Source organism: Sagittula marina (assembly GCF_014196795.1).
Classification (GTDB): domain Bacteria; phylum Pseudomonadota; class Alphaproteobacteria; order Rhodobacterales; family Rhodobacteraceae; genus Sagittula; species Sagittula marina.
On sequence record NZ_JACIEJ010000004.1, the window covers coordinates 183,677 to 197,254 of the forward strand.

Below are 13,578 nucleotides of genomic sequence, written 5' to 3' on the forward strand. Positions count from 1 at the left end.
CAGAATTGAACGTCTCGGGCGAAGTGCCGCCACGCAAAAGGGCCACCCTTTCGGATGGCCCTTCGCTGGATTCTATTTATCGGCGGCTTGCCGACCGCTCGAAGATTACTCTTCGTCGAGCTCTTCGACGGCTTTCTGAAGATCATCTTTGGAGACTTCGGTCTCGGTCACTTGCGCCTGCTCGGCGATGTGATCGATCACTTTGTCTTCGAAGATCGGCGCACGCAGCTGCTGCTGCATCTGCTGGTTCTGACGCACGAAATCAAAGAACGCGCGTTCTTGTCCAGGATACTGGCGCGCCTGGTTCATGATCGCCTGTGTCATCTCTGCGTCGGTCACTTCGACCTCTGCCTTCTGACCCAGCTCTGCGAGGAGCAGACCGAGGCGCACGCGGCGCTCGGCCAGCTTGTTGTGCTCTTCGGTCGGGGTGATTTCCGGATGGTCGTGACCTTCCACTTCCGGGTTTTCCTCGTGCCACAGCTGGTGCGCGATCTGGCCGGCTTCGGCCTCGACCAGCGACGGCGGCAGATCAAAGGACACCAGTGTATCCAGCTCGTCCAGCAGGCGGCGCTTCATCACCTGACGTGCGGCACCGACGTATTCGGCTTCGAGACGCTCACGGATCTGACCTTTCAGACCTTCAAGATCTTCCGCGCCAAATTTCTTTGCCAGTTCGTCGTCGACCTCTGCGGCCTTCGGCGCTTTCACTTCCTTGATTTTGCATTCGAACACGGCGGCTTTGCCTGCCAGGTTCTCTGCGCCATATTCTTCAGGGAAGGAAACTTCGACGTTTTTTTCTTCGCCAGCGGTCACGCCAACCAGTTGCTCTTCGAAGCCGGGGATGAAGGAGCCGGAGCCCAGCACTAGCGGGTAATCTTCTGCGGCGCCGCCGTCGAACGCTTCGCCGTCAACTTTGCCGAGGAAGTCGAACACGACCTGGTCGCCATCTTCGGCTGCGCCGTCCTTGGCTTCGAAATCCTGTGCGGTGGACGCAAGGTTCTGCAACGCCTCATCAACAGATTCGTCGTCTGCCTTAACGACCAGCTTTTCCAGCTTCACACCAGAAAGATCGACCTCGGGAATTTCCGGCAACTTTTCGTAAGACATTTCGACCTGAACGTCGTCGCCCTCTTTCCAGTCCTCGTTGGTCATCTTGACCTCGGGCTGCATGGCGGGGCGGTCGCCCGATTTTTCGAAGTGCTCGTTCATGGCACCGTCGATGGTTTCCTGCATGGTTTCACCCATGACACGGGGGCCGAACTGCTTTTTGAGCAGCGCCATGGGCACCTTGCCCTTGCGGAAACCCTTCATCTCAACATCAGGCTGCGCCTCTTTGAGTTTCTCGGTGACCTTATCGTCCAGTTCGGCCGCCGTCACGGTGATGGCGTAGCCGCGCTTGAGGCCTTCGTTCAGCGTCTCGGTGACCTGCATCGTATCTTCCCTCGAATGAAGACGCGCCCCACAATGGGGGCGCAATTGAATTTGGCACCTTCTATTGCCCGAAACACAGCAGTGCAAGACGATTTGGCGCAAGTTTGGCAGGGGCAGCGGGGCGCATTGGCACGCTCCGTCAGCGCACACTGATCACGGCAGCCGCCACGCCGGTCCATCGGTTGGCAAACGTGGTCGCATTCTTGATCATGATGCCGAGGTGGCTCCGCCGGTGCCAAGCATTGCGGAAGTCGAAATCATGACCGTCGGGCCTCGAAACGTCTGATGCCATTCAAAGTAGATGATCGCCTTCTGGCGGCATCGTCCTTGTCCAGTGGCTGGCGATCTCTGCGGCCTGCGTCAGCCAGATCTCATCCCGCCTGCTGGCGACATGGGCAAGAGCACGCCGCAGATGACGGAGGCGAAAGGGTTGGCCGACGATGTAAGGGTGCAGAGCGATCCCCATTACGAGGCTCTGGTTTGCGGACTGCTGCAGCATCTCGTCGCAGGTGTCGATGATCATATCTGCAAATTCGGATGCGCTGTCTTTTCTCGCGACAATGGCGGGAATGTCGTTCAATTCCTGCGGATAAGGCACGCTCAGAAGCGGGCCTGCACGGGTCTTCATCCAGACTGGCTGATCATCCATGCACCAGTTGAGCGTATAGGAATAGCCCGCCTCCACCAGCAGATCGGGTGTGACAGGGGATTCTGCAATCCAGGGGCTGAGCCACCCCTTTGGCGGTGTCCCCTCGGCTTTGAGCAGGGTCTGGGTGGCCTCTGTGATCATGGCGCGCTCCTGCGCCTCGGTCATTGTGCTTTGACGTTCGGAGTTGGTGCGCCCGTGTCCCGCGATCTCATCTCCACGGGTCCGGAATGCGGCCAAGAGGTCGGGCGCATAGTCGTACATGGCACTGTTGGCCAAGATCGTCGCCGGCATATCGAGCTCATCCAGGAGGTCCAGCATGCGCCACGCGCCCACCCGGTTGCCGTAATCGCGCCAGGCATAGTTCAGAACGTCAGGTTGCGGCCCACCCGGAGCAAGTTCTGCCCCCAAGCCTTCGCCGAACGAGAAGTGTTCGAGGTTAAGCCCGATGTAGACCGCAAGCCGTTTTTCTCCCGGCCAGAGGATCTTTGGGCGCCGGGTGATCGGCACGTACTCATATCGGCCATGTCCCGGGAGGCTCATGACGAAGCCTCGGCCGGCCTGAACGCATGCGCCAGAACCTCGGCTTTTTCGTTCGAGGCCTGCGTTTCGAGTGTAAGACCATCGCTGAGCTTGAAGATGCCATTATATCGCTTGATCCCAAACGGCATGTCATCCAGCCACGCCGCGGAGAGATAGCCGGATTTGGAAAACCGCTCCTCATTTGTGCTTGTGTTGATGGCCGCACCGGTGCGTCGGATTGTTTCCTCTCGCTTGGTCTGGACCGCGGCGCGCCCTTCGCAAGAGGAGAACAACCGCGCACCAGTGAGACCCGTGCCGTAGTCCGTGCGCACATATGGAGACACCGCTTTGGGAACCGGCGTCATCGACAATGCGCAGTTTGGATCGACGGCCTCACTTCTGTGGCTCAATGAATCATGCTGCATTGACGGGACCTTGTCTTAGTATTGGCCAGAAGATGGGCGCCAGACAGCAAGCGTGCGCCGTCAGAGAGCCGGAACACCCGGTCACTGAACCAAGAAAGCCTCCGCCGCATCGTGTTGCGGTGATTAAGCGACAGATTTGCGGTCTTGCAAGCGGCGGCGGTGGTTTATGCTTCGGTCTTTTCTTCTTATCTCAATAAGGTAGCGCCTTATTCGAGAACTTGCTGCATAATGTGGCAGAGCGTCGATGGAGTATAAGATCCCGAACTGCTGGGCCCAGATGTTGGTTTGAAGCAGCGCGGTTTGCGAACGATCCATTGGCCAGCAGCGCACGGCACAGACCTGTTCCGCGAAGCGACGGGGCGATCCGACGTCGGGGACGCAATCCGGTCCAGCGAGGTCAGAACGCAAGTCCCTCGCGCCGGGTGGCGTGCAGGGTGTCATTTCGGCCGATCGCAGCGGACAGAGTAAAACCTCTTGTTTGCGGGAGACACTTTTTTCGAAGTCTCGGCAGTGGGCCAGGGCGTGACTCAAATGAATCACTTCGCAGCCTGATTCGCATCAAACGTAAAAAATCCGTGACAACACCCCGCGCGTAAAACACCCTATGGAAAAACCTAAGGCAACCAGAGCAGGACGCCACCCATGAAAAACGAACAAGCTTCGCAGGCTGCGGGGTGCCTGCCCGCGCGCCATCTTACGCCCGATCAGGCTCTCAACGCACTTCCCTTGGGGACGACAGTCCTTACGCTCGATGGGCTATTGCCTGTCGAATACCTAAGCGCAGGTGACCGTGTGATCACGCGCGGTTCCAGCGTTGCTCGTTTGGTGGCCTTGCGCCCGTTTCAGCGTGAGGTCGCAACGGTCGGCATCAAGGCCAGCACGCTTGGCAATCACAAGCCAGAACGCGATGCCGTGCTTTGCGCGGCGCAGGAAATTCTCGTTCACGACTGGCGGGCCAGTGCGTTGTTCGGTGCCTCCCAGGCATTGGTGCCGGTGGCGCGCATGATCGATGGCACATTCATCAAGCCGCTCGGGCTAAAGCAACTGCATCTGTTTGAACTGGTGTTTGACGTGCCGCAAATCATCTACGCCGACGGGCTGGAGCTGGCGGCAAATGCACAGGTTACCGCGCACACCTGATAAAGTGGGTGGCGTGAGGGCGACCCCCCTCACGTCACAGGCCGATTTGGCGGAAAACTTGTGGCAGCGCCTCAGGCAAATCTTCTGCGATAAGCCCGGGGCCGAAGCTGCGCGCGGCTTCAACATGCAGCCATGCCCCGACCTCTGCGGCGCGCAACGGGTCCAACCCGCGCGCCAGAAGGCCCACGATCATCCCGGCCAACACATCCCCTGCCCCGGCCGTCGCCAGCCATGGCGCGGCGCGGTCGCCCTCCGCAGTCTGTATCGCATGACGCCCATCCGGCGCGGCGATCACTGTTTCTGACCCCTTGAACAACACGACGCTGCCGGCGCGCACTGCGGCTTCTCGCGTGGCGTCCAGTTTAGAGACCTCTCCAGCCTTGTGACGCTTTGCAATGTCGGGAAAAAGCCGCGCGAATTCACCGGCATGTGGTGTCAGTACAACGTGATCGTGCAACATATCGAACAACGCCTGTGGAGCGCGCTGGAACCGGGACAGCGCATCGGCGTCCAGAATGGTGCCCCGCTTCGCCCGCAGGGTGGTCTTGACCAGTTCCGCCGTGGCAGGCCCAAGCCCCAGCCCGGGCCCCAGGCACACCGCAGTGATACGCCCGTCTTCCAGCATCTCCGCCAAGCCCGCAGTACCGTCGAGGCCGCGCACCATGATTGCGTTCAGCTGAACCGCGTTTTCCGTGACGGCACGCAAAGGACACCCCAGCGTCACCAACCCGGCCCCCACACGCAAAGCCCCGCGCGCCGCCAGCCGCGCTGCCCCGCCCTGCCCCGGTGGGCCACCGACAATCACTGCGTGGCCATGGTCATATTTGTGCTGCTCTGGGCGCTTGCCGAGGAGCGCCGACAAGCCCTCTGGTCGGGTCTCGGGTGTGGACATGAAAACAGCGCCTCCTTGGATCATGGCAGTCTGGAAAAGATGTAGCGGGAAAGCCTTACAAACCGATATCGACGATCGTCAACGTCGCATCCGCGAGGTTCGGGCTGTCGTGACAGGGCTTACGGGCGTGGAACGTAACGATCAGATCCGCTGGTGCAGGCCGGTCAGCCAAAGCATCGCCCGTATCCGCGTCATATCCGGTGGGCAAATCGACAGCGACAAAAGACGGCGCACGCCCGGAGACCTGATTGGAAATATACTGAATCATCGCGTTGAACGGCGCGAGCGGCTCATCCATCGGGGCACGCTGACCGATGCCAAAGAGCGCATCGACAATCACCACGCGCTCCGCCGCGTCATCGACCGCATCGCAGAGCGCTTTACTCGTCATGGGAACCACCGGCGCGTGCCTCGCCCACAAGTCATAATTTGCCTTCGCATCGGGCGGCAATGCACTGATGTCCCCGAAATTGGACACAAAAACCCGCCACCGTTTCTCCGCCAGCAACCGCGCAATGACATAGCCGTCACCGCCGTTGTTGCCGGGACCGCAGAGAACTATGGCATCTATCGGGGTGCTTTCGGCATTAAGAGGAGCGCCTGCCGCTGGCACACGCGCCGCCGCGCCCTGCAGATGCGGCCAACGGTCAGAAATCGCCCGCACCACGCCCGCGCCTGCCCGCTCCATCAGTGCGCGCCCGGATACCCGCCCCGATTGCATCGCAGCCTGCTCGACTGCTTTCATCTGCGCTGCTGTCACTGTCTCAGACATTGTCGCCCCCTTTAGACAGAACCGCGATTCATTTTCGCCCATTTTTTACGCAAACAGATGAAAAAATAGAACCCGCCTGCTAATTCATCATTGCGACTCCCATCGCGCTGACCCTACCTGATTGTGACGGCGGAACAGAAGTGATCTGCCGATGACCGACACGGGAAGCGAAGGGGGCCACCTCATGAAAAAGATCGAAGCGATCATCAAGCCATTCAAGCTGGATGAAGTTAAAGAAGCTTTGCAAGATGCCGGCATTCAAGGCTTGTCTGTTGTCGAAGTCAAAGGCTTCGGTCGTCAGAAAGGCCACACGGAACTCTACCGTGGCGCAGAATATGTGGTGGATTTCCTGCCCAAAGTGAAAATCGAGATCGTGCTTGACGACGATCAGGTCGATGCGGCCATCGAGTCGATCGTTGGTGCCGCAAAGACCGACAAGATCGGCGACGGCAAGATCTTTGTCTCGACCATCGAACAGGCTATCCGCATCCGCACCGGTGAATCCGGCTCGGACGCGCTGTAAGCCGACCTGCACGGGGGGCCGCCCCTCGTGCCAAGAATACTGAATTTCTGATAGAGAAGGACTGTATAGAATGACAACCAACGCAGACGTTCTGAAGCTGATCAAGGACGAGGACGCAGCCTACGTCGACATCCGTTTCACGGACCCCCGCGGCAAGCTGCAGCACGTGACCGTGGTGTCCGATCTTGTTGACGAAGACTTCCTCGAAGAAGGCTTTATGTTCGACGGCTCCTCCATCGCGGGCTGGAAGTCCATTGAAGCCTCCGACATGAAGCTGATGCCCGATCCGTCTTCCGTCTACGTCGATCCCTTCTACGCGGAAAAGACCATCTGCATTCACTGCTCCGTGGTCGAACCCGATACCGGCGAATCCTACGAGCGTGACCCGCGTGGCACCGCCGAGAAGGCCGAAGCTTATCTGAAGTCCTCCGGCGTGGGCGATGTGTCCTACTGGGGTCCGGAAGCTGAATTCTTCCTGTTCGACGATGTGCGCTTCTCGAACTCGATCAACAAGGTTTCCTATGAAGTCGACGCGCTCGACGCGTCGTGGAACACCGACACCGAATACGAGATGGGCAACACCGGCCACCGTCCGGGGATCAAGGGCGGCTACTTCCCGGTCAACCCGATCGACGATGGTCAGGACATTCGCTCCGAGATGCTGTCCACCATGAAGCGCCTCGGCATGAAGGTCGACAAGCACCACCACGAAGTGGCGTCCTGCCAGCACGAGCTGGGCCTGATCTTCGGCACGCTGACCAAGCAGGCTGACGAACTGCAAAAGTACAAGTACGTCATCCACAACGTCGCACAGGCGTATGGCAAGACCGCAACCTTCATGCCCAAGCCGATCTACGGCGACAACGGCACAGGCATGCACTGCAACATGTCCATCTGGAAGGACGGCAAGCCGCTCTTCGCAGGCGACAAATACGCGGATCTCTCCGACGAAGCCCTGTTCTTCATCGGTGGGATCCTGAAGCATGCGAAATCGCTGAACGCCTTCACCAACCCGTCGACGAACTCCTACAAGCGTTTGATCCCCGGGTTCGAAGCACCTGTTCTGCGCGCCTACTCCGCGTCCAACCGCTCTGGCTGTGTGCGTATTCCATGGACCCAGTCCCCGAAAGCCAAGCGCGTCGAAGCACGCTTCCCCGACCCGTCGGCGAACCCCTACCTGTGCTTCTCGGCCCTGCTGATGGCCGGCCTCGACGGGATCAAGAACAAGATCCACCCCGGCGAAGCCATGGACAAGAACCTCTACGATCTGCCGCCGGAAGAGCTGGAAGGCATTCCGACCGTTTGCGGATCGCTGCGTGAGGCCATGAGCGAGCTGGAGGCAGACCACGAGTACCTGCTGGCAGGCGACGTGTTCACCAAGGACCAGATTGACGGCTACATCGCTCTGAAGATGGAAGAAATCGAACTGTACGAGCACACGCCGCACCCGGTCGAGTTCGGCATGTACTACTCCTGCTGATCGCGACAAGTCTTGGACAATTACGAGGGGCGCCTTTCGAGGTGCCCCTTTTCTCATGCGGCGGAGCGGGTTTCGTTTTGATGGTCTAAGTGCAAGACCTGCCCGCAAAATGCCGACATTTCAGCCCCGCTGACGTTTGCAGAATATCCAAGACATAAGACTGTATCCCTCAGCAGCATGGCGAAGACGCCCAGGCCATGCCTCAGAGCTTCCAAATCAGCTGCACTCAGCGGCCCAGATCCGAAACTCGTTCTGATGTCTTGAAGTTTGAGGCAGAAGTTGGCCAGCCACCGGATGCGCTGGTGCTAGTCCCGCCCGCTCTGCGGACTACTGGACCCGCCACCACGTCACAGCCAAGCGATATTTAAGCGTGCGCGCCATTTTGGCCCGGAACAGTCTGTTCACGACCTGGGACAAGGATGTCTAAATCCCGCCTCAGACTTCGCGTTCCAGACATTCTCGACACATTCACTGGCAACTACGGCCGTATCGCACCGATTGCGGCCAATTTCGCCGCAGGTGTCAAAGTCAGTACATATTTGGCCAACTTTCTTCCCAAGTCAGATGGCACTGTGAGCCTTAGCAAACATGCATCGCCTGCCAGGGAAGTTCAGACCATGACAGCATCCGTACAGTTCGTTTTCGAGGACCAGCAGGCAGTCGCCCTGCCGCGACTGTTGGACATTGTACGGCACAGTCTGCGCAGCCCGGATGTGGAGGCCGGTCAGATCATAGATGCGTCCCTGTCCTCCCTGAGGTTTGAGGCACCGGGTCTCCAACTCGATCTTTCGCTGTCGCGCCCGGGCGACGAGATCGTCGTAACATTGTCTCTGTCATTGCCTGACGTTTCGGACACCGCCGCCGAGGCCTTGCGGCTTGCCCCAGTGGCCTTTGCCATGCTGAGGGACACCGAAGCCCAATTCGTTATCTGGAACGGGACGAAGGCGCGCATTCCGAGGGAGGCCTTTCTTGCCGGTCTTGCGGCGCAATTCGGAACGGCTTCGAAAGGTGCGCGGTCCGGAACCGCCATCTCACCGCGCCGCGTCACCCGCAGCACACCCTCGCTGACACCGCGCCGTCCGTCCCGTCAGGAGGCGCCGACCGCACGGCCGCGCGCCACGGATCGATATTTCGACGCTCATGTTCAGACTTTTGAGACCTTCATGAAGACGGAACTTCGCCGCGCGCCCAATAAAGCAGAAATTGCTCAGATGCGGGAGGATATGCAGGAAAAGCGTCCGCGGCTCGAGGCGGGCTCCGCTGGGCCGAACAGCGCGGAATTGCGTGCGGCGTCACTGGTGACCACGATTACCGCCCTGGTGATAGGCAGCGGCGCGCTCCAGATCACCTGACTCCTGCCCTTGCGGAAAGCACGCACACCCCTTGGCGGCGTGATGGTCGGGCGCTACTCTTCGGTTAATGAAGCTTTCACAGCCGGAGTCCTTGATGCGCCGTTTCGCCTTATCAATCTGTACCAGCCTACTAATGGCCACCCCCGTGTTGGCCGCCAATTGCATCACAAGCAAGGACGCCTTCGGCTCCTACAAAAGCAACTTCGCTCAACAGGCGCAGCGCGCAGGCGTCGGCCAACGCGGTCTTCAGGCGCTGCAGAACGCAAGCCTGTCCTCTATCACTTGGCGTTTTGAATCGCAGCCCTCCTCGCAGACAGGTGTGTCCTACAGCGACGCCTCCACGTTTTTGGCAAAACGCACTGGAGGCTCCGCCCAGGCCTTTGTGAACTCCGCGCGGTCACGGCGAGATCGCAACGCGCAGCTCTTTAATTCCATTGAGCAACGCTACGGCGTTCCGGGATCGGTACTGGCCGTGATCTGGGGTCTGGAAACGTCTTGGGGCGGCTACCTCGGCAAAACCAGCATCGTCGATGGGGCCATGACGCTGTCCTCCTACTGCCGCCGTCATCCGCGTTTTGAGCCACACGCAGAAGCCGCGCTGATGCTGGTCGACAAAGGCCTGATCACGGCCAACACGCAAGGTGGCCCGTCCGGCGAGTTGGGCCATATGCAGTTTCTGGCAGGCAACTGGATGCGTTACGGCGTGGATGCCAACGGCGATGGTCGGGCCGATCCGTACAATGCCGCAGATGCACTTGCCTCTGCCGCAAATCTTTTGCGGCAAAACGGGTGGCAAGCGGGGCAGCCCTTCGGTGAGGGCACAGCTAATTTCCGTGCGCTGTCTGCATGGAACGACAGCGGCAACTACCAGCGCGCGATTTCGTACGCGGCGCAACAAGTCGGCGGCTGACAGGTTTTGACCGGAGCCTAGCCTCCGGTCATTCCCCTTGGGCGGCCATTTTTCGGCTTCATCTGTGTAGAAAATGCGCGCAAATTTGCACAGTTTTGTCTAAATCGAACCATTTTTGTGAGGCACTCTTTGGCTAACGCGGGCTTCAACCGCCGTGAGGAGTTCCCATGCAGCCCATCGAGTACCCTTATGCCGGTTTGATTTTGCCAGACGCCACAGATCTCGACCCTGTTCCGTATCTGGACACCGCCGCAAAGGTGCTTGATCAACTGGATGCTGTGCCGGGTGCAGCCGTTCATCGCTTAGCCCATGGAAACAGAGCGTTTGGCCGTCGCTTTGGTATCATTGTCACTCCCGAAGAAGACAGCGATTACGGCCCCCGTGTTCTGATCGAGATCATTACCAGGAACGGCGCCATTCCCGAAGACGAGCGTGCCGCCAATATCCTATCGGACGTGGTGCTGGCCTGCCTCGCTCATTGCGACGCCGACATCATAGAATGGTACTCACCTGATGTTCTGCTGGACCGCGATGATTTCATCCGCCTGCGGTCCTATGTGTCCCCCCGCCGCTTGCAGGAGGTGGACGAGGAGATGGCAGACGATCTGTTCGATAACGAGCAAATGACGGCTAAGATGCTTGAGTCGCTTTATGGCGCGCCCAAGCCGCTCCCTGTCAATGAGCGGCCAAAAATGACTGACCGCTTGGCGCAGTATCGGATCAATCTATTGGCGCGGGAACCAGTAGACCAGCGCCGGAATGTGACGGGCCACTTGGTCACCGGGATTATCGGCGTGATCTATTTCACATTGGCCGCGTTCATCTACATTGTTTCATTTGGACGCGACATGAATCTGCGCCTCGTTAGTCAGGCTCTTGCAATCACGGCACTTTTTACCGCCCTTTACAATGCTGATCGGCTGGGTGGCGTGCTGAACCAGATCATTCATTAACTTGGCTGCGTGTCACATAGGTGTGGATTGAAAATATCACCGCGTCCGTGTCGGGCAATCGCAGAAGACACTGACGTTCACTGCGTATGAACGGCGCCGCTTCAGGATGATCTCCGTCGCGCGGGTCCGCCTCAAGTCGCGGTTGATGCAAGGCTGGGTCAGCATAGCGCAATACATTATGTCGCCAAAGCGGTTTGCCCGGCTGCACCCCGTCAAATAAGCGTTGCACCCGTTTGGCCAACGCAGAGTCATATGACGCAACGGGCGCGTGGATACGGGTCAGCGGCCGCATGTATTTCTCGGCAAGTGTCCAGCTCGCCGGAAAGCACAGGACCGCGCCAGTGAGCACGTGCTCTGCCCCGCCACGCTTTTCCAGAATGCAGATGTCTTCCTGAACGATCTGGCACAGGGTGCCAAGCGGATCCTCCCAGTTCAGCGCGACGTGGCGCCCATCTGGACAGCGCACCCACCCGACGTTTTGAGCGAATCCCATCGGAAGATGCGCCAGGACCATGCGCAACGCCTCTACGGCCGCTGGCCGCGCGGTATCATCCAGTCGCAGGACACGGTCGCGGGAGGTGCGCAGCAGGCGCAACCGCTCGTCCATCTGCGCCGCATATGCCTCATCCACATGCAACCAGTTTGCCATGTCAAAAGGTGCAACGCCCGGAAGTCGAGCCAAGGTCGAAACATCATAGGGGATGGTGTCTTGCAGGATCATAAGGTCACGCTGACCGATCCGCACGGCAGGAGCAAGCACTAGATCTAAAACAAAAAATCGCCCCCGAAGGAGCGATTTTTGAATGGTGCGGTCGAGAAGACTCGAACTTCCACGGGAGTTACCCCACAGCGACCTCAACGCTGCGCGTCTACCAATTCCGCCACGACCGCACTCTGTCCCAGCTTGGGTAGGCGGCGTATAGAACAGCAATTCGGTGATGTGAAGAGAAAAAATCGCCCCGCGGAGAAGATTTCTCCAAATCCCGTATCGGCTTACTGTTAGCGTCATTTCAGGGGCCGGTTGCGCTTGTGCCGTCGGCTCAGTAGATCTGACGACACCACGCATCGGTACATCGTCTACGAGAGGCTGCTATCCCATGGAATGGAAGATTTCCGACGGGCTTACCCCCTATCCTGAGGCGCTCGCGTTTATGGAAGCGCGGGCCGATGCCATCGCACGAAGCGAGGCCGACGAGTGCATCTGGCTGCTGGAACATCCTCCGTTATATACTGCGGGCACCTCTGCCAAGGCCGAGGATCTGCGGGACCCGGATCGGTTTCCCGTCTACGCCACCCGGCGAGGCGGGCAGTACACCTACCATGGGCCGGGTCAGCGCGTCGTCTACGTGATGCTAGACCTCAATCGGCATGGCAAGGATGTCCGACGCTTCGTTCAGGAGTTGGAAGGTTGGGTGATCGACACCCTGGGTCAATTTGGACTGACCGGACACATTCGCGAGGGGCGCGTCGGCGTCTGGATCGAACGCCCAGATCGCCCAAGGACGGTGACCGGAAAAACGGCTGAGGACAAGATCGCGGCCATCGGCATACGCCTCCGGAAGTGGGTGAGCTTCCACGGCATTTCCATAAACGTTGAACCAGATCTTAGCCACTTCGACGGTATCGTGCCATGCGGCATCACCGAATTCGGCGTGACGAGCCTAGTGGATATGGGGCTGCCTGTGAATATGGATGACCTTGACGTGGCGCTGCGTCAGACCTTCGATGAACGGTTCGGACGTTCCGACCAAATGTGAAAATCTGCTGGTGACGCAGTTCCACATGCCGACTGAGCATCAGTGTCGCGCAGAGCGACCGGAAAAGACGTGGCTTAGGATATCGCTGCGCTTCAGACCCATGGCCGCGAGGTCGGCATCTGTCTTGGAGCGCAGAGACGCGACGGCATCCGCGCGCTCTCGGTAGCGGCGGTCAAATGGCGTCTCCAGCAGCCGCGCCAAGCGATCCCTTAGGCCGCTTCCAAAGACGTTATCCGCAACATGTTCAACATATGCCATATCGGCCTCCCCCCTAGGGATGATATTGTGCTCTTCTCCTGACCTTACGGCACGTCAGGCAATCCAAGACAGTCTGGAAAGCCTGACCTCCGGCGCCATCGCAAGATGTTGGCGCTCAGGACGTTAACAAGATATAAACGCCGCAACAAAACCGTGGTTCCATGGGAATTGATGGCAGCCCCTTTCGGATCAACGACACCCTTTGGCGCCTTCACCTGTGTTGACGCAGCCTGTGACCCTGACACGTCCGCCCATCGACGCGCGTTTTGATGCCCGCACGCCACGGCATGTTTCTGCCGCGACACAGTGTGTTTCTACCGCCGATTTCCAGCCTGTTGTCCAAGCATCGTGACATCGAGACCACCGGCCTGCCCCGAACTGCGCAGAAAATAAATAAAAACCGTCTGTTCAGAACACCTTAAGAAGGTGCGACAAAATGTTTGATCCAGATCAATTCGACGCATGGACGCGCGCTTCGACACATTCTAAAACGTGAGTTGATCGCCGGACGCCCGGC

General features: G+C 59.0%; 14 protein-coding genes and 1 tRNA gene. 7 read left to right on the forward strand and 8 right to left on the reverse strand.

Annotation, left to right across the window (positions count from 1 at the left end; all coding sequences use genetic code 11):
• Positions 1-105: 105 nt before the first annotated feature.
• The 3 genes from tig to GGQ68_RS09375 all read right to left on the reverse strand — a co-directional run bounded on the left by tig (position 106) and on the right by GGQ68_RS09375 (position 3,009).
• A complete protein-coding gene (gene tig, locus GGQ68_RS09365; protein ID WP_183965318.1) occupies positions 106-1,431 on the reverse strand; it encodes a trigger factor in 1,326 nt (441 codons plus the stop codon).
• Positions 1,432-1,723: 292 nt separating this feature from the next.
• Positions 1,724-2,620 (reverse strand): polysaccharide deacetylase family protein, encoded by an 897-nt coding sequence (locus GGQ68_RS09370; protein WP_183965320.1) that lies wholly within the window; start codon positions 2,618-2,620, stop codon positions 1,724-1,726.
• Positions 2,617-3,009, reverse strand: a complete 393-nt coding sequence (locus GGQ68_RS09375) for a hypothetical protein (RefSeq protein ID WP_183965322.1) — start codon at positions 3,007-3,009, stop codon at positions 2,617-2,619. Before GGQ68_RS09375 ends, GGQ68_RS09370 begins: the two co-directional genes overlap by 4 nt.
• Positions 3,010-3,666: 657 nt before the next feature.
• Here GGQ68_RS09375 and GGQ68_RS09380 point away from each other — a divergent pair.
• On the forward strand, positions 3,667-4,164 hold the full coding sequence (locus GGQ68_RS09380; protein WP_183965324.1) for a Hint domain-containing protein: 498 nt from the start codon (positions 3,667-3,669) through the stop codon (positions 4,162-4,164).
• Positions 4,165-4,198: 34 nt separating this feature from the next.
• Here the strand turns inward: GGQ68_RS09380 and GGQ68_RS24700 are convergent, their stop codons facing one another.
• Both GGQ68_RS24700 and GGQ68_RS24705 read right to left on the reverse strand, forming a co-directional pair.
• Positions 4,199-5,056: an NAD(P)H-hydrate dehydratase gene (locus GGQ68_RS24700; protein WP_343055907.1), complete on the reverse strand. Its 858-nt coding sequence runs from the start codon at positions 5,054-5,056 to the stop codon at positions 4,199-4,201.
• A gap of 55 nt (positions 5,057-5,111) precedes the next feature.
• Positions 5,112-5,828, reverse strand: a complete 717-nt coding sequence (locus GGQ68_RS24705; protein ID WP_183965328.1) for an NAD(P)H-hydrate epimerase — start codon at positions 5,826-5,828, stop codon at positions 5,112-5,114.
• 184 nt (positions 5,829-6,012) lie between these two features.
• On the opposite strand from GGQ68_RS24705, the gene GGQ68_RS09395 reads away from it, so the two are divergent.
• From GGQ68_RS09395 to GGQ68_RS09415, 5 genes are all read left to right on the forward strand, one after another.
• Positions 6,013-6,351 (forward strand): P-II family nitrogen regulator, encoded by a 339-nt coding sequence (locus tag GGQ68_RS09395; RefSeq protein WP_183965330.1) that lies wholly within the window; start codon positions 6,013-6,015, stop codon positions 6,349-6,351.
• A 70-nt stretch (positions 6,352-6,421) separates the two neighbouring features.
• Positions 6,422-7,831, forward strand: a complete 1,410-nt coding sequence (glnA, locus tag GGQ68_RS09400) for a type I glutamate--ammonia ligase (RefSeq protein ID WP_183965332.1) — start codon at positions 6,422-6,424, stop codon at positions 7,829-7,831.
• 617 nt (positions 7,832-8,448) lie between these two features.
• Positions 8,449-9,183, forward strand: coding sequence for a hypothetical protein (locus tag GGQ68_RS09405; protein ID WP_183965334.1), 735 nt, complete (start codon positions 8,449-8,451; stop codon positions 9,181-9,183).
• A gap of 133 nt (positions 9,184-9,316) precedes the next feature.
• Positions 9,317-10,093 carry a lytic murein transglycosylase gene (locus GGQ68_RS09410; protein ID WP_246429318.1) on the forward strand — a complete coding sequence of 259 codons (777 nt, stop codon included), beginning with the start codon at positions 9,317-9,319 and terminating at the stop codon, positions 10,091-10,093.
• A gap of 167 nt (positions 10,094-10,260) precedes the next feature.
• Positions 10,261-11,046, forward strand: a complete 786-nt coding sequence (locus GGQ68_RS09415; RefSeq protein ID WP_183965338.1) for a hypothetical protein — start codon at positions 10,261-10,263, stop codon at positions 11,044-11,046.
• On the opposite strand, the gene GGQ68_RS09420 is transcribed toward GGQ68_RS09415, so the two are convergent.
• Positions 11,036-11,767 carry a heme-dependent oxidative N-demethylase family protein gene (locus GGQ68_RS09420; protein WP_183965340.1) on the reverse strand — a complete coding sequence of 244 codons (732 nt, stop codon included), beginning with the start codon at positions 11,765-11,767 and terminating at the stop codon, positions 11,036-11,038. The genes GGQ68_RS09415 and GGQ68_RS09420 overlap by 11 nt on opposite strands.
• 83 nt (positions 11,768-11,850) lie before the next feature.
• A tRNA-Leu gene (locus tag GGQ68_RS09425) sits at positions 11,851-11,937 on the reverse strand.
• Positions 11,938-12,110: 173 nt separating this feature from the next.
• Between GGQ68_RS09425 and lipB the strand changes: the two genes are divergently transcribed.
• Entirely contained in the window at positions 12,111-12,803 is a 693-nt protein-coding gene (gene lipB / locus GGQ68_RS09430; RefSeq protein WP_343055922.1) for a lipoyl(octanoyl) transferase LipB, read from the forward strand.
• A 39-nt stretch (positions 12,804-12,842) separates the two neighbouring features.
• Here the strand turns inward: lipB and GGQ68_RS09435 are convergent, their stop codons facing one another.
• Positions 12,843-13,061, reverse strand: coding sequence for a hypothetical protein (locus GGQ68_RS09435; RefSeq protein WP_183965344.1), 219 nt, complete (start codon positions 13,059-13,061; stop codon positions 12,843-12,845).
• Positions 13,062-13,578 lie beyond the last annotated feature (517 nt).